At 60.2% G+C, this 22,180-nt stretch carries 27 protein-coding genes; 12 read left to right on the forward strand and 15 right to left on the reverse strand.

Annotated elements, in window-relative coordinates; translation table 11 throughout:
- Positions 1 to 27: 27 nt before the first annotated feature.
- The 3 genes from ACR3EQ_RS14995 to ACR3EQ_RS15005 form a co-directional block, all read right to left on the reverse strand.
- Positions 28 to 375, reverse strand: a complete 348-nt coding sequence (locus tag ACR3EQ_RS14995) for a hypothetical protein (protein WP_170612994.1) — start codon at positions 373 to 375, stop codon at positions 28 to 30.
- A gap of 11 nt (positions 376 to 386) precedes the next feature.
- Positions 387 to 632, reverse strand: a complete 246-nt coding sequence (locus tag ACR3EQ_RS15000) for a glycine zipper 2TM domain-containing protein (RefSeq protein WP_170612996.1) — start codon at positions 630 to 632, stop codon at positions 387 to 389.
- 104 nt (positions 633 to 736) lie between these two features.
- The gene (locus tag ACR3EQ_RS15005) at positions 737 to 1,222 is read right to left on the reverse strand and encodes a peroxiredoxin family protein (RefSeq protein ID WP_170612998.1); all 486 of its coding nucleotides are present in this window, start codon (positions 1,220 to 1,222) and stop codon (positions 737 to 739) included.
- A gap of 99 nt (positions 1,223 to 1,321) precedes the next feature.
- On the opposite strand from ACR3EQ_RS15005, the gene ACR3EQ_RS15010 reads away from it, so the two are divergent.
- The 4 genes from ACR3EQ_RS15010 (at position 1,322) to ACR3EQ_RS15025 (ending at position 4,006) form a co-directional block, all read left to right on the forward strand.
- Positions 1,322 to 2,533, forward strand: coding sequence for an NAD(P)/FAD-dependent oxidoreductase (locus ACR3EQ_RS15010; protein ID WP_480491082.1), 1,212 nt, complete (start codon positions 1,322 to 1,324; stop codon positions 2,531 to 2,533).
- Positions 2,530 to 3,090: a 16S rRNA (guanine(966)-N(2))-methyltransferase RsmD gene (rsmD, locus tag ACR3EQ_RS15015; RefSeq protein ID WP_170613002.1), complete on the forward strand. Its 561-nt coding sequence runs from the start codon at positions 2,530 to 2,532 to the stop codon at positions 3,088 to 3,090. Before ACR3EQ_RS15010 ends, rsmD begins: the two co-directional genes overlap by 4 nt.
- 76 nt (positions 3,091 to 3,166) lie before the next feature.
- Positions 3,167 to 3,802, forward strand: coding sequence for an HAD family hydrolase (locus tag ACR3EQ_RS15020; RefSeq protein WP_170613004.1), 636 nt, complete (start codon positions 3,167 to 3,169; stop codon positions 3,800 to 3,802).
- A gap of 24 nt (positions 3,803 to 3,826) precedes the next feature.
- Positions 3,827 to 4,006, forward strand: coding sequence for a hypothetical protein (locus ACR3EQ_RS15025; protein ID WP_170613006.1), 180 nt, complete (start codon positions 3,827 to 3,829; stop codon positions 4,004 to 4,006).
- Here the strand turns inward: ACR3EQ_RS15025 and map are convergent.
- A complete protein-coding gene (gene map / locus ACR3EQ_RS15030; protein WP_170613008.1) occupies positions 3,994 to 4,806 on the reverse strand; it encodes a type I methionyl aminopeptidase in 813 nt (270 codons plus the stop codon). The two genes, ACR3EQ_RS15025 and map, sit on opposite strands and share 13 nt — an antisense overlap.
- A 179-nt stretch (positions 4,807 to 4,985) precedes the next feature.
- Between map and ACR3EQ_RS15035 the strand changes: the two genes are divergently transcribed.
- Entirely contained in the window at positions 4,986 to 6,662 is a 1,677-nt protein-coding gene (locus ACR3EQ_RS15035) for a tetratricopeptide repeat-containing sulfotransferase family protein (RefSeq protein ID WP_480491084.1), read from the forward strand.
- Between the two features lie 123 nt (positions 6,663 to 6,785).
- On the opposite strand, the gene sfsA is transcribed toward ACR3EQ_RS15035, so the two are convergent.
- Positions 6,786 to 7,487: a DNA/RNA nuclease SfsA gene (gene sfsA, locus ACR3EQ_RS15040; RefSeq protein ID WP_170613012.1), complete on the reverse strand. Its 702-nt coding sequence runs from the start codon at positions 7,485 to 7,487 to the stop codon at positions 6,786 to 6,788.
- Between the two features lie 49 nt (positions 7,488 to 7,536).
- On the opposite strand from sfsA, the gene ACR3EQ_RS15045 reads away from it, so the two are divergent.
- The 4 genes from ACR3EQ_RS15045 to ACR3EQ_RS15060 are packed head-to-tail and all read left to right on the forward strand — an operon-like array spanning position 7,537 to position 10,452.
- Positions 7,537 to 8,259: a molybdopterin-binding protein gene (locus ACR3EQ_RS15045; protein ID WP_170679908.1), complete on the forward strand. Its 723-nt coding sequence runs from the start codon at positions 7,537 to 7,539 to the stop codon at positions 8,257 to 8,259.
- Positions 8,256 to 8,966, forward strand: coding sequence for a GNAT family N-acetyltransferase (locus ACR3EQ_RS15050; RefSeq protein ID WP_480491087.1), 711 nt, complete (start codon positions 8,256 to 8,258; stop codon positions 8,964 to 8,966). Before ACR3EQ_RS15045 ends, ACR3EQ_RS15050 begins: the two co-directional genes overlap by 4 nt.
- 14 nt (positions 8,967 to 8,980) lie before the next feature.
- Positions 8,981 to 9,553 (forward strand): peroxidase-related enzyme, encoded by a 573-nt coding sequence (locus ACR3EQ_RS15055; protein ID WP_480491089.1) that lies wholly within the window; start codon positions 8,981 to 8,983, stop codon positions 9,551 to 9,553.
- Entirely contained in the window at positions 9,550 to 10,452 is a 903-nt protein-coding gene (locus tag ACR3EQ_RS15060) for an OmpA family protein (RefSeq protein WP_480491091.1), read from the forward strand. The genes ACR3EQ_RS15055 and ACR3EQ_RS15060 overlap by 4 nt, the downstream gene beginning before the upstream one ends.
- Before the next feature lie 84 nt (positions 10,453 to 10,536).
- Here the strand turns inward: ACR3EQ_RS15060 and ACR3EQ_RS15065 are convergent, their stop codons facing one another.
- A complete protein-coding gene (locus tag ACR3EQ_RS15065; protein ID WP_170613020.1) occupies positions 10,537 to 11,442 on the reverse strand; it encodes a LysR family transcriptional regulator in 906 nt (301 codons plus the stop codon).
- A gap of 229 nt (positions 11,443 to 11,671) precedes the next feature.
- Here ACR3EQ_RS15065 and ACR3EQ_RS15070 point away from each other — a divergent pair, with 229 nt between their 5' ends.
- Positions 11,672 to 12,112, forward strand: a complete 441-nt coding sequence (locus ACR3EQ_RS15070) for a DUF4399 domain-containing protein (RefSeq protein WP_170613022.1) — start codon at positions 11,672 to 11,674, stop codon at positions 12,110 to 12,112.
- Between the two features lie 92 nt (positions 12,113 to 12,204).
- Here the strand turns inward: ACR3EQ_RS15070 and ACR3EQ_RS15075 are convergent, their stop codons facing one another.
- Together ACR3EQ_RS15075 and ACR3EQ_RS15080 are read right to left on the reverse strand one after the other, a co-directional pair.
- Complete coding sequence (locus ACR3EQ_RS15075) at positions 12,205 to 12,831, reverse strand: dioxygenase family protein (protein WP_480491093.1); 627 nt, start codon at positions 12,829 to 12,831, stop codon at positions 12,205 to 12,207.
- Between the two features lie 122 nt (positions 12,832 to 12,953).
- Positions 12,954 to 14,981: an NADPH-dependent 2,4-dienoyl-CoA reductase gene (locus ACR3EQ_RS15080; protein WP_170613026.1), complete on the reverse strand. Its 2,028-nt coding sequence runs from the start codon at positions 14,979 to 14,981 to the stop codon at positions 12,954 to 12,956.
- 138 nt (positions 14,982 to 15,119) lie between these two features.
- Between ACR3EQ_RS15080 and ACR3EQ_RS15085 the strand changes: the two genes are divergently transcribed.
- Positions 15,120 to 15,605, forward strand: a complete 486-nt coding sequence (locus ACR3EQ_RS15085; protein ID WP_170613028.1) for an RNA pyrophosphohydrolase — start codon at positions 15,120 to 15,122, stop codon at positions 15,603 to 15,605.
- Positions 15,606 to 15,654: 49 nt separating this feature from the next.
- On the opposite strand, the gene ACR3EQ_RS15090 is transcribed toward ACR3EQ_RS15085, so the two are convergent.
- The 6 genes from ACR3EQ_RS15090 to ACR3EQ_RS15115 form a co-directional block, all read right to left on the reverse strand.
- Positions 15,655 to 16,428 carry an extensin-like domain-containing protein gene (locus ACR3EQ_RS15090; RefSeq protein ID WP_480491095.1) on the reverse strand — a complete coding sequence of 258 codons (774 nt, stop codon included), beginning with the start codon at positions 16,426 to 16,428 and terminating at the stop codon, positions 15,655 to 15,657.
- Positions 16,429 to 16,542: 114 nt separating this feature from the next.
- Positions 16,543 to 16,770 carry a hypothetical protein gene (locus tag ACR3EQ_RS15095; RefSeq protein WP_170807014.1) on the reverse strand — a complete coding sequence of 76 codons (228 nt, stop codon included), beginning with the start codon at positions 16,768 to 16,770 and terminating at the stop codon, positions 16,543 to 16,545.
- 7 nt (positions 16,771 to 16,777) lie between these two features.
- A complete protein-coding gene (locus ACR3EQ_RS15100) occupies positions 16,778 to 17,767 on the reverse strand; it encodes an adenosine kinase (protein WP_170679888.1) in 990 nt (329 codons plus the stop codon).
- A complete protein-coding gene (gene nth / locus ACR3EQ_RS15105) occupies positions 17,764 to 18,408 on the reverse strand; it encodes an endonuclease III (protein ID WP_480491097.1) in 645 nt (214 codons plus the stop codon). Before nth ends, ACR3EQ_RS15100 begins: the two co-directional genes overlap by 4 nt.
- Positions 18,409 to 18,509: 101 nt before the next feature.
- Entirely contained in the window at positions 18,510 to 19,151 is a 642-nt protein-coding gene (locus ACR3EQ_RS15110) for a cysteine hydrolase family protein (RefSeq protein ID WP_480491099.1), read from the reverse strand.
- A gap of 1 nt (position 19,152) precedes the next feature.
- The gene (locus tag ACR3EQ_RS15115) at positions 19,153 to 19,602 is read right to left on the reverse strand and encodes a MarR family winged helix-turn-helix transcriptional regulator (protein WP_480491101.1); all 450 of its coding nucleotides are present in this window, start codon (positions 19,600 to 19,602) and stop codon (positions 19,153 to 19,155) included.
- 120 nt (positions 19,603 to 19,722) lie between these two features.
- On the opposite strand from ACR3EQ_RS15115, the gene ACR3EQ_RS15120 reads away from it, so the two are divergent.
- Positions 19,723 to 20,565 carry a bifunctional helix-turn-helix domain-containing protein/methylated-DNA--[protein]-cysteine S-methyltransferase gene (locus tag ACR3EQ_RS15120; protein WP_170613041.1) on the forward strand — a complete coding sequence of 281 codons (843 nt, stop codon included), beginning with the start codon at positions 19,723 to 19,725 and terminating at the stop codon, positions 20,563 to 20,565.
- A 54-nt stretch (positions 20,566 to 20,619) separates the two neighbouring features.
- Here the strand turns inward: ACR3EQ_RS15120 and ACR3EQ_RS15125 are convergent, their stop codons facing one another.
- Complete coding sequence (locus ACR3EQ_RS15125; protein ID WP_480491103.1) at positions 20,620 to 22,059, reverse strand: aldehyde dehydrogenase family protein; 1,440 nt, start codon at positions 22,057 to 22,059, stop codon at positions 20,620 to 20,622.
- Positions 22,060 to 22,180 lie beyond the last annotated feature (121 nt).

The raw sequence follows: 22,180 nt of genomic DNA on the forward strand, positions 1-22,180 counted from the left end.
CCCCGGTTGTTCCGCGGCCGGTCCGTTTCAGTCCAGCTGGCCATTGCCGTCCTGGTCGGCGGCCAGAAAATCTTGGTTCATCTGTGCGTCATATTCGGCACGAGAAACCTGGCTATCGTTGTTGCGGTCCACTTTCCGGAACATGTCGAGACTTAGAAAGGGTTTCGCTTCGGCCTGACCCAGGGTGCCATTCTTGTCCTCATCCATTGCCTGAAAGGCATAGTCGGAAAAGGCGTTGAACTCGTCCCGCGACAGGAAGCCGTCGTTGTTTCCGTCGATGGCGTTCAGCTCGCCCTCATGCAATTCGGCGACGCTTTCCGCGGAAACGGCACCGGCCATCATCATGGCCATGATCACTATAATACCACGTTTCATCCTGCCTCTCCTCAGCACGCGTAACGTTGACCGGACACGCCACCGGCTGCCGCACCGGCTGCCGTCAGGATCGTTTGGCCCGATCCGCCGCCAAACTGATTGCCGATGGCCCCGCCAATCAGCGCACCACCCAAGGTCCCGCTGAGGCAGGCAATCTCATGCTGCCGTGCGGCTTGCTGCTGCGGTGTGGGGGCCGGTCCACAGGCCGCCAACAAGCCTGCGCCACCTAAAATCAAAGGAAAAATCTTTAGCATCATAAACAAACTCCCCGGTTATATGTGCCAAGTATTCGCACTTCGGGGCGTTGCATCAAGTTAAATGCACTTTAACCGGCCCCGGCTTGCCCCGGGGCCAGCCAATTTCAGATGACGTCCAGCAGACCTTCGCCGGCCGAAATTTCACATGCGCCCGGGCTTTCTTCGAGGTTCAGCGCCACGACCCGGCCGTCTTCGACCAGCATCGCATAGCGTTTCGACCGCGCGATCAGACCCGCGGGCGGGGCGTCGAAGTCCATTCCGATGGCTTTCGTGAACTCGGATGCTGCATCGGCCAGCATGGTCAGGCCCGCATCCGAGGCGCCCGTCGCCTCGCCCCATGCTTTCATCACGAACGGATCGTTGACCGAGATGCAGATGATCTCGTCGACGCCTTTGGCGCTGAACTGATCCTTGGTGCGCATAAAGCTGGGCACATGCGCCGAATGGCAGGTCGGCGTGAATGCGCCCGGTACGGCAAAGATCACCACCTTGCGCCCTTTGGTCTTGTCCGACACCCGAACCTCTTCCGGGCCTTCCGCACCGATCTGGGTCAGCGTGGCTTCGGGCAGCATATCACCTGTTGAAATCATTTTAGCGCTCCTGTCATTTGGATTTGCAGAGTCGGTCCCTGCCGCAATATAGGTGAGCGGATCAAGTTAACCACGGGAATTCGACAGGGTGGGAGGAACATGAGCCATATTGTCGTGATTGGTGCCGGTCAGGCCGGATCTTCGCTTGTTGCCAGACTGCGCAAGGACGGGTTTGAGGGGGACATTACCCTGATCGGGGCCGAGCCGCATCTGCCCTACCAGCGCCCGCCATTGTCCAAAGCCTACCTGTTGGGTGAGATGGAGCTGGAACGCCTGTTCCTGCGACCCGAAAGCTTCTATGCCGAGAACAATATCACCCTGCGTCTCGGCCAGCGTGTCTCCGCCATCGACCCAAACGCAAAAACCGTTACTCTGGGCGATGAGGTCATTCCTTACGACGAGCTGGCACTGACCACCGGATCGGACCCGCGCCGCCTGCCCGCATCCATAGGCGGGGATCTGGACGGCGCGCACGTGGTGCGTGATCTGGCCCATATCGACGAGATGGAGCCCCGTGTGACAGACGGCGCACGCGCGTTGATCGTGGGCGGCGGTTACATTGGCCTCGAGGCTGCGGCGGTCTGCGCCAAGCGCGGAGTCAAGGTGACGCTGGTCGAGATGGCCGACCGCATCCTGCAACGGGTCGCTGCCCGCGAGACCAGCGACTATTTCCGCGCCCTGCACAGTGAATATGGCGCCGACATCCGCGAAGGCGTCGGGCTGGACCGGCTGGTTGGCGACAACGGCAAGGTCACCGGCGCGGTACTGACCGACGGTACCGAGCTTGCGGTTGATTTCGTGGTGGTCGGCGTTGGTATCGCCCCGTCGACCCAATTGGCTGAAATGGCAGGCCTGGAACTGGACAACGGCATCAAGACCGACGCCCATGGCCGCACTTCTGACCCGTCGATCTGGGCGGCGGGCGACTGCGCGTCCTTCCCGCACAAGGGCGATCGTATCCGCCTTGAAAGCGTGCCAAACGCCATCGATCAGGCCGAGATCGTGGCCCAGAACATGCTGGGGGCTGCAAAGGACTATGTTGCAACGCCGTGGTTCTGGTCAGACCAGTACGACGTGAAACTGCAAATCGCGGGGCTGAACACCGGTTATGACCGCGTTGTGACCCGAAAGGGCGAGGGTCAGACCGTTTCGTTCTGGTATTACAGCGGGGATCGGTTGATTGCCGTTGATGCGATGAACGACCCGCGCGCCTACATGGTCGGCAAGCGCCTGATCGAAATGGGCAAGACGGCGGATCCGGCGACTGTGGCCGACCCCGACGCGGACCTGAAACCGCTGCTCAAGGCGTGAGGATCATCGCCGGAGACTTCCGGGGCCGCGCGCTGGCCCCGGTCGGCAAGGGGGACGCAGGCGCGCATTTGCGCCCCACCACGGACCGGGTCCGCGAAAGCCTGTTCAATGTTCTGGCCCACAAGATCGACTTTGACGGCCTGCGGGTGCTGGACCTGTTCGCGGGCACAGGCGCATTGGGGCTCGAGGCGCTGTCACGCGGAGCATCTCATGTGACCTTTGTCGATGACGGGCGCGTGGCGCAGGGGCTGATCCGACGCAATATCGACCTGACCCGCAGTGCCGACCGCACCAACCTGATCCGCCGCGATGCGACCCGGTTGGGTGAAAACCCCGGCGCGCCCTGTGATCTGATCTTTCTGGATCCGCCTTACGGCAAGGCGCTGGGCCAGAAGGCAATTGCCGCTGCCCTGACCGGCGGCTGGATCAGCGACCACGCGGTTCTGGTCTGGGAAGAAAACTCTGCCATGGTTGTACCTGAGGGGTTCAGCCTGCTGGATGCACGGAAATACGGCGACACCCATATCTCATTGATGCAGCGTGGCGTTTCGGATTGAAACGACCTGCGCGGATTACAGGTTTGCAGGCTGGTCGATCCTCGGCTAGCTCAACCGAAAACAGGCGGAGGACCGTATGCACGATCTGGTCATTTTCGATTGCGACGGAGTTCTGGTTGATAGTGAGGTCATCTCGAACCGGGTCTTGATGGAAAATCTGGCGCGATACGGGCTGAGCCTGTCACTGCCGGAGTGTATGTCTCTGTTCGTGGGTGGAACCATGACAGGTGTCCGGGACAAAGCGCGGGCTTTGGGCGCGGACCTGCCCGACGACTGGACCGATCAGGTTTATGCGGAAACATACGAAAAGCTGCGGGCAGGCGTGCCGTTGGTGGCAGGTGTGCAAAGCCTGCTGACGCTTTTGGATCAGAAGGGCATTTCGTTCTGTGTCGCGTCCAATGGAAGCCCGGACAAGATGCGGATCACATTGGGCCAGAATGGGCTGTGGGACCGGTTCAGCGATGTGATGTATTCCGCCCATGTGCTGGGAACCGGCAAACCCGAGCCGGATATGTTTCTGGCCGCCGCTGAACGTTTCGGTTCGATGTCCCCGGTGGTGATCGAAGACAGCGTGAATGGCGTCACTGCCGCCATTCGTGCCGGAATGCGGTGCCTGGGGTTTGCCGCCCATGACGACGGGGCATCTCTGGCGCAACTGGGGGCCGAGGTGTTTCACGACATGGCCGACGCCCCGCGGCTTTTGGGAATCTGAGCCGGGCGTGCTACCATCCCTGATATGGACCGCGCCTTACCGTCTCCGTTCTGGACGATCACATCCGATACCGACACAACGACCGGCCCGCCGCCAAAACCGCGTCGCGCGCCCGTGTTTATCCATGACGCAATCACCCCATGGGGTGACGAGACGATGCTGCTGAAACTGCTGCGCGAGCAGGCTGCCGATCAGGAAGAATAGGTCGGGTGGAACTTTCCGCCCGGCGACAGGGTAAAGATCTCGACCCCGTCCGAAGTCACCCCTACCGAATGCTCGAATTGCGCCGACAGAGACTTGTCGCGGGTCACGGCGGTCCAGTCATCGGCCAGTGTCTTGGTCTCGGGGCGGCCCAGGTTCACCATCGGCTCGATGGTAAAGAACATCCCCTCTTCCAGTTTGGCTCCGGTACCCGGACGACCGTAATGCAGCACGTTCGGCGGGGCGTGGAAGACCCGGCCCAGACCGTGGCCGCAGAAATCGCGGACAACGCTCATCCGATGGGCCTCGACATAGGTCTGAATGGCATGGCCGATATCGCCGAAAGTATTGCCGGGCTTGACCATTTCGATGCCCTTGAACAACGCGTCATGGGTTACCTGGATCAGTCGTTCCGCCTTGCGCGGCAGTTTGCCCGCAACATACATGCGCGACGTGTCGCCGAACCAGCCATCAACAATGACGGTGACGTCGACATTGAGGATATCGCCGTCTTTCAGCTTTTTGTCGCCGGGGATGCCGTGGCAGACCACGTGGTTCACGCTGATGCAGCTTGCGTGCTGATAGCCCTTGTAACCGATAGTGGCCGAAGTCGCGCCCGCATCTTCGACCATCTGCGTGATGAGACCGTCAATCGCGCCTGTGGTCTGGCCCGGAAAAACATGGTCGGCAATGTCGTCGAGAATCCGCGCCGCCAGCGCCCCTGCCGCATGCATCCCGGCAAAGTCACCCTGTTCATAAATGCGGATGCCGTCCTTGGTCAGACGGCCACGATGCTCTTTCATCGACGCTAAGCTCCAAATGTGTCGCGCAGCATTCCTTTTACGCTGCTTGTGCAGAAAGTACCAGAGGGTGCAGGGTAGCACCTGCAGTCGGAGGGTTGCCTCATCTCTGGTAGACCCTGCGGGCAGAATGAAATAGCACATGGCAATAGCCGCCGGGTTTGCGCAAATCACAGAAAGGCATGGCAATGCAAAAAGCTGATCAGCTGAGGGCCGAAATCGCCAGCATCAGCGATCTGCTCAGGAAAGGCCGGGCTGATCGGGCTTTCAAACGGGCAACCAAGGCCGCCAAGAAATGGCCGAACGTGTCGGCATTGCCAAGACTTGCCGGTCTGTGTGCGATCCAGCAGGGCAAGTTCCCTCTGGCCCAGACTTATTTCGAACGGGCATGGCGGCTGGAACCCGGAAACGCGGATTTGATCCAGAATTACGGCATGAGCCTTGTTCAGGGAGGCGACGCTGGCAAGGCGCTGGCGTTCATTGACAAAATCGGCGCGCGCGCACCCCTGACGCCACCCCAGCAGTTCATTCGCGCGATGGCGTTTCTGCGAGAGCAGAAGGAACAAAAGGCGTTGGAAGCCGTTGATCTGGTGCTGAAGCGCCAGCCCGGCAATCTCGAGGCGCAGTGCCTGAAAGCCGATATTCTGGACGAATTGCGCCGCTGGGACGATGCGGTCGGGCTCCTGACGGCGCTTGTCAAACAGCATCCCAAATTTCAGTACGGGCAATTGCGCCTGTCCAAGGCTCTGGCCGGGGTCGGTCGGCTGGACGAAGCCCTGAAACACGCACGTCTAGCGCTTGCCTTGGCGCCCGGTCATCCGGAAACACTGGAGTTCATTTGCAAGCTGTCGGGCCTGAAGCAGGACGATCTGACTGCCTTGCGGGCTCAGGTCTCAAAATTCCTCGGCGAGGGGCCGATCGCCAACCGTGAAAGTGCCTCGCTGATTCACTTCGCTGCGGCAAGCCTTGCGCGTCTGGACAAGGACCTGGCGCAGGAGATGCATCATCTGGACGAGGCGCACGAACTGCGGCGCGACGGTTTGGAAAGTCTGGAGGAGAGCCGCGAGAAGGAATGCCGCGACCGTCTTGCTGCGCCTTTGCCGAAGGAATCTTCGGACCCGCGAACCGACATTCCCCGACCGATCTTTGTTGTCGGCCTTGCCAGATCGGGCACAACTCTGGTCGAGCGTATCCTGTCGGCACATTCACAGGTACAGGGGCTGGGAGAGCTTGCCACCGTTCAGTTCTGGGTGATGAAAGAGGAAAGCCTGCATTCACAGGCGCAACCACTGGCGGATTACTATGTCGAGCGCCTGCCCGAGCTGAACCGGGACGCCGCGGCCTTTGTGGACAAGATGCCGGGCAACTACGCCTATCTCGGCGCGATTGCACAGGCCTTTCCCAATGCGCTGATCCTGAACGTCCAGCGCGATCCAAGGGACGTCGCCCTGTCGATGTGGCGCGAGAATTTCGGCGCGCAGGGGATGTATTTCACGCATGACTTCAAATGGATGGCGGCCGAGGCCAACCGTTACCGCCGCTACATGCAGCACTGGCACAAGGAACTGCCGGGCCGTATTCACGACATCCGGTACGAGTATCTGGTCAACAATCTGCAGGACGCGGCAGCCGAGCTTGCCCAAGTTTGCGACCTGTCGTTCGAAGAAAGCATGCTGACGCCGCAATCCTCATCGGACGCGGTCAAAACCGCCAGCAGCCTTCAGGTCCGCCGGCCCGTCAGCACGTCGTCGGTCGGGCGTTGGCGCGAGGTGGCGGATCACTTGGCGCCATTTGTGAAGCGTCTGGATGCGGAGCTTTGGCCGGAGGTGTACGAAGAGGCTCAAGACGCCGTGAAGTAAGAGGCCCAAATTCAAGGAGACCCATGAACTCCACCTTGTCAGGAAACGCAGGTAACCCGTCGGTATCTGTGTGGTGATCCAAATCTGGGTTGAAACGAAACGCCTGCGCCGTGCAAGGCGTCTTTAGGTGGGAATGGGTCTCGGGTTTACCCAAACACCTTCCGGCGAAATCCGCGTTCCGTAAACCAGCCGCTCGACGCCCTGCGCCTGCGCGGCCTCGAAGGCGGCCGCATAGGCGGGGTCGATATCGTCGGCCAGCGCAAACCGGTCGCAATCGGTGCGCTGCACCAGATAAAGCATAATGGCGCGGTGTCCTTGTGTGGCCATCGCCGCCAGCTCGCCCAGATGTTTGGTGCCGCGCGCGGTTACGCTGTCTGGGAACTCGGCCAGACCGGGCTGGCGGGACAGGGTGACGCTTTTGACCTCGACATAGGCGTCCGGCAGGCCAGGCCCGGTCAGAAGGAAATCGATGCGGCTGTTCTGGCCGTATTTCACCTCGGCTCGGATGGTTTCATATGCCGCCAGTTCCGGGATTTGACCGGCGTTCAGTGCTGCGCGCAGGGCTTTATTCGGAACCGATGTATCGACCCCGGTGAAATGTCCGTTTTCGTGATCGACCAGCCGCCAGCCGTATTTCAGCTTTTTCTTCGGATCGTCATTGGGCTCCAGCCAGACTTGCTCACCCGGTTCGGCCAGCCCCATCATTGAGCCGGGGTTGGCGCAATGAGCTGTAACCTCGCGCCCGTCCTCAATCGTGCAGTCGGCCAAGAAGCGTTTGTATCGGCGGATCAGGCGGGCGGGGACAAGAGGGGTTTCAAATCGCATGTCTCACGGCCTATACCTGCCCAAACGGTCGATCAAGAGGGGAGCGCACATGGCCAATCCAACCGCCGCAATGCTGGTGATCGGGGATGAAATCCTGTCCGGCCGCACCCGCGACGCCAATATGCACTATCTTGCTCAGGAGCTGACCAAGCACGGCATCGACCTGAAAGAGGTCCGCATCGTTTCAGATGAGGCACCGGCCATCGAGGCGGCGGTCAGGGCGCTGTCCGATGCGCACGATCATGTCTTCACCAGCGGTGGCATCGGCCCGACCCATGACGATATCACCGCCGATTGCATCGCCCGCGCGTTTGAAACCCCAATTGATATTCGCGCCGACGCACGTGCCCTGCTGGAGGCGCATTACGACAAGTCGGGGCTGGACCTGAACGCTGCCCGTCTGCGCATGGCGCGCATTCCGGACGGTGCCGTACTGATCGAAAACCCGGTCTCGACGGCGCCAGGCTTCACCATCGAAAACGTGCATGTGATGGCTGGGGTGCCCTCCGTCTTTCAGGCAATGGTGGCCAGCGTTCTGCCCACGCTGACCGGCGGCAGCCCGTTGTTGTCGCAGACCCTGCGCATCGACCGCGGTGAAGGGGATATCGCGCAAACCCTGGCGTCGCTGGCCGAGGAGTTTTCCGATCTGACCATCGGCTGCTACCCGTTCCAGATCAACGGGGTCTTTGGTGCCAACGTCGTTGTGCGCGGCACCGATGGTGCCCGCATCGACGCCGCAACCACCCGCCTCGCGAAAGAGCTTCAGCTTTGAGCGTCAACTGGGAGGCCGTGGTGGATGGCACATGGCCGGCCGCCGCGTACGAAACAATCGGGCCGTTCCGGCTGCGGCAAGGGCAGGGTGGCGGCTCTCGGGTGTCCGCCGCCAGTGCGACTTCTTCCGCGACCGAAGCCGATATTGATGCGGCCGAGAAAGCCATGGTGGAACTGGGGCAGAAACGCCTATTCTGTCTGCGTCCGGGGGACGACGCGCTGGATGCCCAGCTTGCCGAACGCGGCTACACGGTGCTTGATCCGGTCAACATCTACACCTGCCCGGTCGGGCATCTGACGGACGTGCCGGTGCCGCGCGTGACTGTTTTTACCATCTGGAAACCGCTTGCGATCATGTGTGAGATTTGGGCGACGGCCGGTATCGGGCCGCAGCGTCTGGCCGTTATGGATCGGGCGGATGGCCCGAAGACCGGCCTGCTTCTGCGGCGCAAGGACCAACCAGCCGGGGTTGGATTTGTGGCTGTACATGAAGGGGTTGCCATGATGCATGCTTTGGAAATTCTGCCCGCCCATCGCCGACAGGGTCTGGGACAATGGGCCATGCGCGCCGCGGCCTTTTGGGCGCTGGACAACGGCGCCCATACCTTTAGCGTGATCTGCACCAAGGCAAATACCGGCGCCAATCGTCTCTATCACTCGCTTGGGATGGAGATCGCCGGAGAGTATCACTACCGCCAGCTGGCCTGAGGAGAAAGACAGCCGTGCCCGATCAAGACATGCCCACAGCGCTGAACCTGCCCATGGTCGACCCGCTGCCGCCCGAGACACAGAAGTATTTCGACATCTGCGTCGAAAAGCTGGGCATGGTGCCAAACGTGCTGAAGGCCAATGCGTTTGATATCGACAAGCTGAACGCGTTCACCGCGATGTACAACGATCTGATGCTGGCCGACAGCGGGCTGACCAAGCTGGAACGCGAGATGATCGCGGTTGTGGTCTCGTCCATCAACAAGTGTTTCTACTGCCTTGTGGCCCATGGCGCAGCCGTCCGGCAATTGTCCGGCAACCCGCAGTTGGGCGAGATGCTGGTGATGAACTACCGCGTGGCGCCGTTGGACGACAAGCAGCGTGCGATGCTGGATTTCGCCGCCAGAATGACGACAGCCAGCGCTGAGATCGAGGAAACCGACCGCCAGCGGCTGCGTGACGTTGGTTTCTCGGATCGTGATATCTGGGACATCGCCAACGTGACCGGCTTTTTCAACATGTCGAACCGGGTGGCCAGCGCCACGGGTATGGTCCCGAACGACGAATACCACTCCCAGTTCAGATGATCCGCCGCGTTGCCCTTTGCCTGTTGATGCTGGCCGCTCCGGCAGCGGCGCAGGACCTGACGATGCCTACCGGTGCCCGTCAGATCAGCGACCGTACCAGCCCGCTGGACAGTTACGCGCTGCCGACCGGTCCGTTCGCCGATGGCGCAGTCCCGACACGCGAGGTCGAGGGGCGGGTCGAACGCTTTACCTGGAAGCTTCAGGCCGGATCCAGCACGACGTTGCAGATTCTGGCCCCGCTCAGGGATCAGCTTGTCGCGCAGGGCTTTGATATTGGGTTCGAATGTGAGGCCCGCGCCTGTGGTGGTTTCGATTTCCGCTTTGATATCGAAGTGGTTCCGACGCCCGACATGTATGTCGCCATTCAGGATTATCGTTTTCTGTCCGCCTCGCGCGATCAGGAAGTGCTGAGCCTTCTGGTCAGCCGCAACCCTCCCGACGGGTATGTGCAGATGATCCGTGTTACACCCGTGGCGGAAACCTCGCCGCCCCCGGTCGTCGTAGAAGAAACGGTCGAAACCGAAGGTGGCCTGCTGGCGGACTTGCAGCAGAATGGGCATGTCATTCTGGACGATCTGAATTTCAGCACTGGTGAAGTTGATTTGGGCGAGGGTCCGTTTGCCTCGTTGGCGCTGCTGGCGGGGTTTCTGGGCGACAATCCCGACCTGCGCCTGGCGCTTGTGGGCAACACCGATGACACCGGCGACCTGCAGGCCAATATCTCGGTCAGCACAAAACGCGCCCAGTCGGTCCGTACCCGCCTGATCGAGGCACATGGCGTCGCGCCGGACCGGATCGAGGCGGAAGGGGTTGGATATCTGGCACCGATCACCTCGAATGCAACGCCGGAAGGCCGTGATCTCAATCGCCGGGTCGAGGCGGTTTTGCTGATCAATTAGGTACCTAAAAGTCCTACCTAGGCTGGGACAAAAAAAAGACCCGCACGACAGGCGTGCGGGCCGTTCAGGTTCCACGGGGAGAATTTACCAGTCCATCGGACCCTTGTCGCTGAATGAATCAGCCAGAAAATCAATGAATGCCCTTACTTTGGGCTGCGTGAAGCGGCCGGGCGGGTAGACGGCATAGACGCCCTGTACCTCATCCGGCAGGGACGGCATCGCGTCCTGCACCGCTCCGGACTTCATCGCGTCGGCATAAAGATAGCTGGGCAGATAGGCGATACCCAACCCTGAGATGGCGGCGTTCAGCAGGGATTGGCCGTCATTGACGCTTAGCCATCCGGCGGTGCGAACCTGCCGCTTTTCGCCCGAGGGTGCAGTCAGTTTCCAGACATTGCCGGATGACTGGCTGGAATAGTGCAGAAGCTTGTGTTCGTTCAGATCGTCAATCTTCTGCGGGCGTCCGTATTTCTCGACATAGCTGGGGGCCGCAACCATCCGTTTGACGGTTTCGGTCAGTTTGCGCGCGCGCAGTGTACTGTCTTCCAGTTCTCCGATTCGCACGGCGACGTCGAACCCCTCTGAAATCAGCTCCACATACCGGTTGTTCAGCACCATGTTCACGGTGATGTCGGGATAGGCCGACAAAAAGCCGGACAACACAGGCGACAGGTGATTCACACCAAAATCCGTGGCCACGCTGATCCGCAGCAGACCCGACGGGGCGGACTGCATCGATGTCACCAGCGCATCCGCTTCGCCTGCGTCATTCAGCACGCGGCGGGCACGATCATAATATGCCAGCCCGATCTCGGTGGGCGAAACGCGGCGCGTTGTCCGGTTCAGCAGTCTAGCACCCAATCGTGCCTCAAGGCTCGATACATGCTTGGAGACAGCCGATTTGGAGATGCCCATCTTTTTGGCCGCATCTGTAAAGCCGCCCTGATCCACTACATTGGAAAAGGCTTCCATTTCGGTCAATCGGTCCATTCGCGTACCCCAGGTCTTGGTTCTTTGCCTGACCATGGCCCTGAACTTGGGCGGAAACGGGGCAGACATGGGATAATATCTGGGATTTGATTCGGATCGTTTGCACATGGGAAACGCTGAAACAGTGGTTTCCATGCGCGCTACAGGACGTGCATTGTCAGCAAATCAGGGGACAATTGCCCAATCGTGCTATGTTGAGAATGGCAAATTTGTGTCCAGGGAGGGAATCATGAAAACATTTATTGGTGTTGCCGCGCTTTGCCTGTCCGCTTCGCTTGCGCTGGCCCAGGGTGAGACGCCGTCAAACCCCGACGCCCGGGTCTATTTTGTCAATCTCGCGGATGGTGACACCGTCCCGTCGCCGGTGACGGTGGTGTTTGGCCTCAGCGGCATGGGGGTTGCCCCTGCGGGGACGGAAAAGGAAAACACCGGCCATCACCACCTGCTGATCGATCGCCCGCCATTGGGTGAGGGCGAGGATGGAGCGGACGAGCTGTCCTATGGCCTGCCCGCAGACGACAATCACCTGCATTTCGGTGGCGGCCAGACCCAGGTGACGCTGGACCTTGAGCCGGGCGAACACACGCTGCAACTGGTTTTGGGCGATGCGGGCCACGTACCGCATGCGACGCCGATTGTGTCCGAGGTGATTACGATTACGGTGGAGTAACGCCTTACACCGAACTTTGCGGTAATCACCGTTAACCACGGCGGGCAAATTTTTTGGCGCGCAGAGCCATGCAATGCTGACAACGTTGCCTGTCAGACAACTATGTTGACTGTCGTTTCTATCCCGCCCGAGACCTCGACATATGTCATCGAAACGTTGCGGGCCTCGGCCGGGGACATACGCCGATAGAGCGAATCCCGCTTATTGCCGGGGTTTCCCGCCTCGTAGAACTGCGTGGTCAGAACCTCGCGGTCTCTTTCTAAAACCTTGACATGGATATGCGGCGTCCGGCCCGGATAGCTGCCTGGCTTGATTGTCCGGAAACTATAGCGACCCTGCGCGTCCGTGATGTCGTGTCCAAAGCCCTGAAACCCCCGGTCGTATTGCACAGTCCGCCTGTCGCCGGGGTGAATGTATTTTCCATTCACGTCGCATTGCCAAATCTCGATCCGGTATCCTGCCCGGGGACGCCCGGCCTTGTCTGAGATCCGTCCTTTTAGGGTGATCACCTCACCTCCGGCTTCCCGAACCAGACCGACGACTTTGACCAGATCGTTATCCGCATCGGCGACGCGCATCGGTTCCGTAGGGTAGAACGGACCCTCTGCCGCATTCGGCGTCAGTTGCGCGGCAGCGGTGCGCCCTGCAGCCCAGATCGCCCCGATAAAAGTGACCGCGCCGGTGAGAAACCCGCGCCGATTGTCTTCGCCCGTTGCCATGGCCTTCTCCACAGTTGCACCCGGTCAGGTCTGCGCCCCGGCAGACGGGCGCAGCACCTAAGATATAGACCGAAACCTGTGTGCGGCCAATTTCCACAAAGGCCGAACGAAGGGTCGTCTCCTTAGAACGCCGCAGCCAGCCGCGTGCCCTGATTGATTGCCCGTTTGGCGTCCAGTTCGGCCGCAACATCCGCGCCGCCGATGACATGTGGCGTAATCCCGCGTTCGATCAGCGCATCTGCCAGACTGCGCTCGGACACCTGACCGGAACACAGAACGATCGTGTCCGCCGCAATCACCGTCGGGTCGGCGCGTTCTTCGCCAAAGCTGACATGCAGGCCTTCATCATCGATACGCTCATAGTTCACGCCGCCCACGAAATTGACGTCCTTCATTTTCAGTGTCGTGCGATGAATCCAGCCGGTGGTTTTGCCCAAACCTTTGCCATGCGCCTGTTTTTTGCGCTGCAGCAGCGTGACCTGACGTTTTGGCGCTTCGGGTTGCGGCCCTTCCGGCGCAAGGCCCGAGCGGTGCTTGGCCGGGTCAGTAACACCCCATTCCTTCATCCAAGCGGGCAGGTCAGTGGTCGGGCTGTGGCCCTCTTCGACCAGATACTCAGACACGTCGAACCCGATGCCGCCCGCGCCGATCACGGCCACGGACTTCCCGACCTTGGCCTTGTTGCGCAATACGTCGACATAGCTGAGGACATTGTCCCGATCCTGCCCCGGAATCTGCGGATCGCGCGGGGTGACGCCGGTGGCAATCACCACTTCGTCATATCCGGTCAGGTCCTCTGCCCTCACCTCGCGGTTCAGTTCCAGCTTCACGCCAAGATCGCTCATCATGGTGCGGTACCAATCGACGAGGCCCCAGAATTCTTCTTTCCCCGGAACCTGCTTGGCCATGTTCAGCTGGCCGCCGATTTCGGCGGCGCGGTCGAACAGCGTCACGTCGTGACCACGCTGGGCGGCGGTCATCGCGGTGGACAGTCCGGCAGGCCCTGCGCCAACGATGGCAACGGTTTTTGGCGCCTCCGCCTGGGAAATCACCAGCTCAGTTTCATTGCAGGCGCGCGGGTTGACCAGGCAGGTGGTCAGCTTGCCGCTGAATGTATGATCCAGACAGGCCTGATTGCAGGCGATACAGGGCGCGATCTTTGCGCCGTCTCCAGCGATGGCTTTGTTTACAAAATCCGCATCCGCCAGCATTGGCCGCGCCAAGGATACCATGTCGGCGCAACCGGTCGACAGAACTTCTTCGGCCACTTCGGGTGTGTTGATCCGGTTCGAGGTGATCACCGGGATCGACACCTTGCCCATCAGCTTCTTGGTCACCCACGCAAAAGCTGCGCGTGGGACGCTGGTGGCAATCGTCGGAATTCGCGCTTCGTGCCAGCCGATCCCGGTATTCAGGATCGTGGCCCCCGCCTTTTCGATCTCCTGCGCCAGTTGCACAACTTCGTCATGGGTCGAGCCGTTGGGGATCAGATCGATCATCGACAGGCGATAGATGATGATGAATTTGGTGCCCACCGCCTCGCGCGTGCGGCGCACAACCTCGATCGGCAGGCGCATCCGGTTTTCGTAGGAACCGCCCCAGCGGTCAGTGCGCTTGTTCGTGTGGGTCACAAGAAACTGGTTGAGGAAATACCCCTCGGACCCCATGATCTCGACCCCGTCATAGCCCGCTTTCTGCGCCAGAACGGCGGCGGTCACGATGTCGCTGATCTGCTTCTCGATGCCGTCTTCATCCAGCTCATGCGGGGGAAACGGCGAGATCGGGGATTTGACCGGGCTGGGGGCCACACATTTCGGGCCATAGGCATACCGTCCCGCATGCAGGATTTGCATGGCGATCTTGCCGCCCGCGTCGTGCACGCGCTGGGTCACGATGGAATGGTTCGCCACTTCTGTCTCGTTGGTCATCATCGCCGCCCCGGGCAGCACCGATCCCTCAAGGTTCGGGCCAATTCCGCCCGTCACCATCAGTGCGACGCCGCCCCGCGCCCGGTCGGCATAGAATTCGGCCACCCGGTTCCAGTCGCCGGTTTCCTCAAGTCCCGTGTGCATCGACCCCATCAACACGCGGTTTTTCAGCGTGGTAAAGCCCAGATCCAGCGGGGCCAGCATGTTTGGGTACGCAGTCATGGCGGAACTCTCCCTCGTAAACTTGGCTGATAGATTGACGTTCGCGTCAACATTGTCACGTGAAACCTAACGTCATACTCTTTGCCTTCGCCGTGCCGCTTGTTACAGACGCTGCACAGCATTTTCACGAGGCCGCACATGACACCTGAAGAAATCGCCAGACTGCCGTATCGTCCCTGCGTCGGGCTGATGCTGATGAATGGCGAGGGCAGGATATTCGTCGGTCAGCGCAACGACCGCCACGCCGAGGCCTGGCAAATGCCGCAAGGTGGCGTGGACAAGGGCGAAGACCCCCGCGATGCGGCCCTGCGCGAACTGATGGAAGAGACGGGCGTGACCGCGGACCTGGTTCAGATCGTGGCCGAGACCGACGGCTGGCTGCCCTATGATCTGCCGCATGACATCGTTCCGAAAATCTGGAAGGGCCGCTTTCGCGGGCAGGAGCAGAAATGGTTTCTGCTACGCTTTACAGGCCGTGACGATCAGATCGATATCCAGACCGAACACCCGGAATTTACCCGCTGGAAATGGCAGGAACCCGCACACCTGGTCGACGAGATCGTTCCGTTCAAGCGGGACGTTTACCAAAGGGTGTTGGAGGCCTTTGAAGAACACCTTTTCTAAGTCAGGCGTCCGTCAGCCGACTTGACTGCGTGATGACCATGCCCTGCGCCTACCGGCACAACGGCCCACCGCCGCGTCGGGCGGTGTCGAAATGAAAATGGCCTTTGTGAAACCGGTCTGAATCTGGGCCGAGAACTGTTCCGAACAGACCACAGGCACCCTTGTGCAGTTCACGCAAAACGTCGCTGTTGTCCTCATCTGTCCAACCGTCGCCCACCGTGATGATGGTGCCGTCCCAGAGCACAAAGGAAGAAATGTCCACGGCACGGCCTCTGGCGTGTTCCGACAGGCGCGCGCGTGGCCGGTTGTTCTGCGTCCGACAGGCGTAGTGGCCCGCAAGCCGCATTCCTTTCAGGCCGCCGCCCTGATCCGCGAATGCCGGTTTGGCCGTGTTTTCAATCCAGGTCTTCAGCGTGATTGCGGTTTCGCAATCCATCAACGCCAATTGACTGAGTGCGACATCCGAGATCTTTCGGACACGAACCGGGTTCGCGATCCTGCACCCCCTGTATGGCCCCGATATCTGCTTGAGCGTTTCGCCCAGAATGGTCCAGTCTTTGCACACCGCACCCCGATTGCGCATGCGTTCGCGTCCCAGGGCAATGTTGCGGAACTTGCAGGGCCTTAATTGCGGTCGCCGTGACTCGGTGACTTCGGTCCCGGGTGTTTCGGCAGACAGGTCCGATGCCTTGTCCGATTCAAGCGCGCCGATTTCAAAGGCAACCAGATCGACCGCGTTTCGCACCGGGCTTTCGGCACAATCCGGTTCGGCGTGTGCTGCGGCGGCCCATAGCACCAGAAGTGCGACCAGACCCCGCCTCAACGCGCTGAATCCACCGAAAGGTTCTTCACATTCAAATCCCGGGACGCCGCTGACTTGTGGGCACATCCGGATCGGGAACGGGTAAAGAATGGTCCCAGAAAGGAATTATCGCATTTACGTGCCAAGTTCAGTTTCGCTTTTCAAACAGTGCCAGAACGCCGGGAGCAGCGAAGGGCTTCGGCTGAATGATAAGAAGAAATGCCTTCTGTTGTTAAACAGTTTTTTCCAAGCGATCAGAACACGTCGGCGCAAGGCTACGCGGAAAAACCCGCGCCCGATCCGCCGATCCTGAAAAAGAAAACCCGCCTGCCGATCCGGCAGGCGGGTCAGGAACGCATCCATGCAGGGGTCAGAGCAATCCTTCTTCCCGCAACAGCGCGACCAGATCCGCCTCGGGCCTGGGTCCGATATGGCTGATGACTTCACGGGCGCAGATATTGCCGATCCGGGCGCAGGTCTCATAATCCCGGCCTGTGGCCATGCCGAACAGGAACCCGGCGGCGAACTGGTCGCCCGCGCCGGTCGCATCCACCGGTACAACCTTCTGAACGGGAACGTCGATGCGCTGTCCTTCGTGCAGAATAGTCACACCGTCGCCCGAGCGGGTGCATACAACCAGCCGGCAAATCTCGGCGGTTTTGGCCAACGCTTCTTCCAGATCGTCAGTTTCGAACAGCGATTTGATCTCGGCCTCGTTGCCGATCACGAAATCCAGCTCGTTCTCGATCAGCAGAAGGAAATCCACCCGGTGGCGTTCAACGCAGAAGGGATCGGAAATGGCGATACCCGCCTTGCCGCCGCCTTTGTGGCAATTGCGCGCGGCCTCAAGGAACGCGGCCTTGCCCTTTTCCTTGTCGAACAGATAACCCTCAAGAAACATGATCTGGCTGTTGCCTGCCACGTCGGCTGGAACATCCTTGGACGACAGTTCCGAGGAAATCCCCAGATAGGTGTTCATCGACCGTTCACCATCGGGCGAGACAAAGATCATTGAGCGAGAGGTCGGCAGTTCACCACCCGGGACCGGTGCGTTCACGAAATCCACACCGTCTTCGTTCATCGCGTTGGCATAGAACCGGCCAAGCGCGTCGTCATGCACCCGACCGATGAAGGCAGCGTCCAGCCCAAGCGCTCCGGCACCGGCGATGGTATTGGCCACCGAGCCACCTGGCGTCTGGACCCGGCTGCCCATCGCGGCGTACAGCACCTCGCCGCGCTCGCGTTCGATCAGTTGCATGATGCCTTTTTCGATGCCCATCAGCTCAAGAAAGCTGTCATCGGCTTGGGAAATCACGTCAACGACGGCATTTCCGATGCCGACAAGCTGGTAGGTTTTCATAGGTTTTTGTCCTCGAATTGACAGAGATCGCGGATAATGCAGGTTCCGCACAGAGGTTTGCGCGCTTTACAATGATAGCGGCCGTGCAGGATCAGCCAGTGATGCGCGTGCAGCTGGAAATCGGCCGGAATGTTGTCCTCGATGGCACGTTCGACGGCGTCCACGTCCTTGCCGGTGCAGATCCCGGTTCGGTTGCCAACGCGAAAGATATGGGTGTCCACCGCCTGCGCCGGTTGCCGCCACCACATGTTCAGCACCACATTGGCCGTCTTGCGCCCCACCCCCGGCAGCGATTGCAGCGCGGCACGGGAGTTGGGAACTTCGCCGCCATATTCCTCGACCAGAATTCGGCTCAGCTTGATGACGTTCTTGGCTTTCTGACGAAACAAACCGATGGTCTTGATGTGTTCGGTCAGACCCTCTTCGCCCAGCTCCAGCATCTTCTGCGGTGTATCTGCGATCTTGAACAGCGCGCGCGTGGCCTTGTTGACACCCGCATCGGTTGCCTGCGCCGAAAGCGCCACCGCCACGACCAGGGTGTAGACATTCACATGTTCCAACTCGCCTTTGGGTTCCGGGTCGGCTTGTTGAAAGCGTGTGAAGATCTCTCGGATCGTGTGGTAGTCGAGTTGTTTAGCCATCCAGCACGGTATGCCCTGCCGGATCGCTGCCCGCAATTAAAAAGGCGGGAAATTGGCAATACGGATGGCCGAGTGTCGGGGCTGCTATCGGAGTTTCACGCCTATAGCCCTCGAAGCTCCGCCCCATTTGACTCCAGCCGCTCCTTGACCTTCGCCCAGTTTGCTGGATTGGCCGCCAGAACAGCAGTTGGATCGATGCGAACCTGATATCCCCGGTTCAGCGCCCCCTGCGCCGTCTTGTTGACGCAATGACAACCATCAAGGCCGGTCAGGATCAGTGTTCCGATCCGATTGTCTTCCAAAAACTGTTCAAACGCACTCGAGGAAAAGGCATCACCTATGGATTTCACAAATTCCGCGTCCGCATCCAGCCCGAGGCGCGGATCGGTCTCGATCCCGGCCGACCCTTCATTGCCACGCCCCTGATTGAACCAGCCGTTCAGAAGGTTCGCCAGCCTGCCCTTGAAAACGTGCCGAATGGCGATCACGGGCATTCCGGTTTCGCGGGCCTGCCTGACGGAGTCTCTGATGTTCGAAATGGCGCCATCCAACTCCGCTGCATCCCATCCGGGCACTGAGGAGGTGAAGTCAGTCTGCATGTCGATCACCACCAGCGCCGTTGCCGGGCGAGCGACCAGATCAATTGCCGGTCCGGTTGTTGGTACTCCAATCCTGCGAATTTCATTGAGAATATAGAGAACCACGATCACACTGCCCGCGAGGATGATCCAAATAACCGACATCTCATACCTCCTCAGTCAGATCGGCGAAAAACCGTGTGAGCGCCATTTGCACCTTATGGTAAGTCGCAAGCTCTTCGGGAGAGAAGTCTGTGGAAAAACCGGCCAGTTTTGACATTTCATCTGTTCTGATCGCAGTGATGATGTCTTGGCCGGTAGGTGTCAGCCGATAGCAGTAAGAACGCGCGCGCTTGGGGTTGGCGCGACTGTCGACCAGACCGGCCTTCATCACTTCCTGCAGGATGCGCGCGACGTATTGCCGTTTTAGCTGCAACTCGGTGCACAACTGTGGGGCTGTCGCTCCGGGGAAAAGGGATAACCCCTCAAGGATCGCACGTTGTCCAACAGTTACGCCTTCGCGATTGCTGCCGCGTTCAACCGCGGCTGTAATGTTGCGCAGCAGGGGCCGGGTGGCCTGAACTGCCTGATAGAGCTGATCCAACGAATGTTCCATGCCCTCAATTTTGATGGGTGTAAAACAATTCGTCAACTCAGTTGACAAGAATATGCGCAGGTTCCGGGTCGCGGCATTGGTCTGAGCGCGGTAATGTTAGTGCAAGCGAAGAGGTGCAACATGAACGTCCAGAACCCAGAAACCGGCTATCACTACAACGTCATGCGCCGGGCCATCGATCTGATCGACCAGGGCGGCGAAGCGCTCAGCCTCGAAGAGCTTGCTCGTCAGATGGACATGAGCCCCGCGCATTTTCAGCGATTGTTTTCGCGCTGGACCGGTGTGTCGCCGAAACGTTACCAGCAATATCTGACGCTGGGCCACGCCAAGGCCCTGCTGAGGGAACGGTTCACCACGCTGGAAACCGCGCACAATGTCGGCCTGTCCGGCAGCGGCCGTCTGCACGATCTGTTCCTGAAATGGGAGTCCATGAGCCCCGGCGAATATGCCCGCAAAGGTGAAGGGCTGACGATCTTCTGGGGCTGGTTCGAAAGCCCCTTTGGCCCGGCTCTGGTCATGGGAACGGAAAAGGGCATCTGCGGTATCGCGTTTGCGTCCGAGACGGGCGGGGAAGCAGCGATGGAGGACATGGTCGCGCGCTGGCCGAATGCGGAGTTTGTGGAAAATTCCGAACGGCTGCAATCATGGGTGCAGGGCGCTTTCGGGCCCAGCCGCGCCGAGACGCCGCTGCACCTGCTTGGCTCACCTCTGCAGATCAAGGTGTGGGAAGCGCTGATGCACATCCCGTCGGGTCAGGTCACGACCTATTCCGAGATTGCGCAGCGGGTCGGTTCGCCACAAGCCGTGCGCGCCGTGGGAACAGCCGTGGGCCGCAACCCGGTCAGCTGGCTGATCCCCTGCCACCGCGCGCTGCGCAAATCCGGCGGGTTGGGCGGCTATCATTGGGGGTTGCCGGTGAAACGCGCGATGCTGGCATACGAAGCCGCGCAGGCGGATGCCTGACGCCCAGTAAGCGAGGCACCCTCAGGTGCCGCGCATCTGACTTGTTGTGGCGCGTTACTCTGCCGCCCAGCCGCCGACGGCTTTGACTTCCAGAAAGTCCTCAAGCCCCCAGACGCCGCCTTCGCGCCCATTGCCGGATTGCTTCATGCCGCCAAAGGGCGAGCCGGCACTGCGGGACTGGCCATTCATCTCAACCATGCCGGACCTCAGGGCGCGGGCCATCCGGTTGGCACGTGCACCGTCCTGTGTCTGGACATAATTCGTCAGGCCGTAGGGCGTGTCATTGGCGATCCCGATGGCCTCTTCCTCGGTGTCGAAGGGGATCATGGTCAGGACCGGGCCAAAGATCTCCTCGCGGGCGATGGTCATCTGGTTGTTGGCATCGGCAAACACGGTGGGTCGCACATAGTAGCCCTTGTTCAAACCTTCAGGCCGACCGGTGCCGCCCGCGACCAGGCGTGCGCCTTCGTCAATGCCTTTCTGGATCAGGTCCTGAATCTTGGTCCACTGCACCTCATTCACGACCGGGCCAATGTGGCGACCTTCTTCGGCAGAGCTGCCGACAGTGACCTTACCGGCCACTTCGGCCGCCGTTTCGACCGCCTGATCATAAATCGGACGTTGCACCAGCATTCGGCTGGGCGCGTTGCAGCTTTGGCCCGTGTTGTTCATCATGTGCAGAACGCCGCGCTTGACCGCCTTTTCGTCCGCGTCGGCGAAGACGACATTGGCGCCCTTGCCGCCCAGTTCCAGATGAACTTTCTTCAAGGTATCAGCCGCGCTTTTCGAAATTGCGGTCCCAGCACGGGTCGAGCCGGTGAAGCTGACCATATCCACATCCGGATGCGCAGACAGTTGCGAGCCGACCCCGGCGCCATCACCGTTGACGAGGTTGAACACACCGGGCGGAAAGCCTGCCTCGTCCATCATCTCGGCAAAGATCATCGCGTTCAGCGGGCTTTGTTCCGAGGGTTTCAGCACCATGGTGCAGCCTGCGATCGCCGCCGCACCGACCTTGAGCGTGATCTGGTTCATCGGCCAGTTCCACGGGGTGATCAGGGCCGCCACGCCGACGGCCTCGTAGATGATTCGGTCATTTGGGGCGTGGTCGCCCAGCGGACGCTCGAACTCAAAGGCTTTGGCGGCCCGGATGAAGTTCTTCAGGTGCCAGATACCTGCACCCGATTGCTGGGTGCGCGCCATGTCGATGGGCGCACCCATCTCAAGCGACATTGCCTGCGCCAGATCTTCGCTGCGGGTCTGGTAGATATCTGCAAGTTTTTCCACCATTGCGATCCGCTGCGCCACCGGTGTCGCCATCCAACCCGGCAGAGCGGCCTTGGCAGCAGCAACTGCAGCGTCGGTATCCGCCTGGGAGCCCAGTGAAATCACCGCGCATGGTTCCTCGGTCGAGGGGTTGATGACGTTGAAATCCTGGGGCGCTGACGGCGCGACCCACTGTCCGTTGATGTAGAAATTGCGTTTCTCGATCATGGCCTGTCCTCCTGATCCTGTTGCCCCGGCTTCGGGCTCGGCGTCACTCTGTCATTGCCGCCAAATACGGGCAAGAGATAATTTGATCAAATTATTTCTGCGAATTGCTGACTGCTTTGCC

This window comes from Ruegeria sp. AN11 (genome assembly GCF_056536005.1).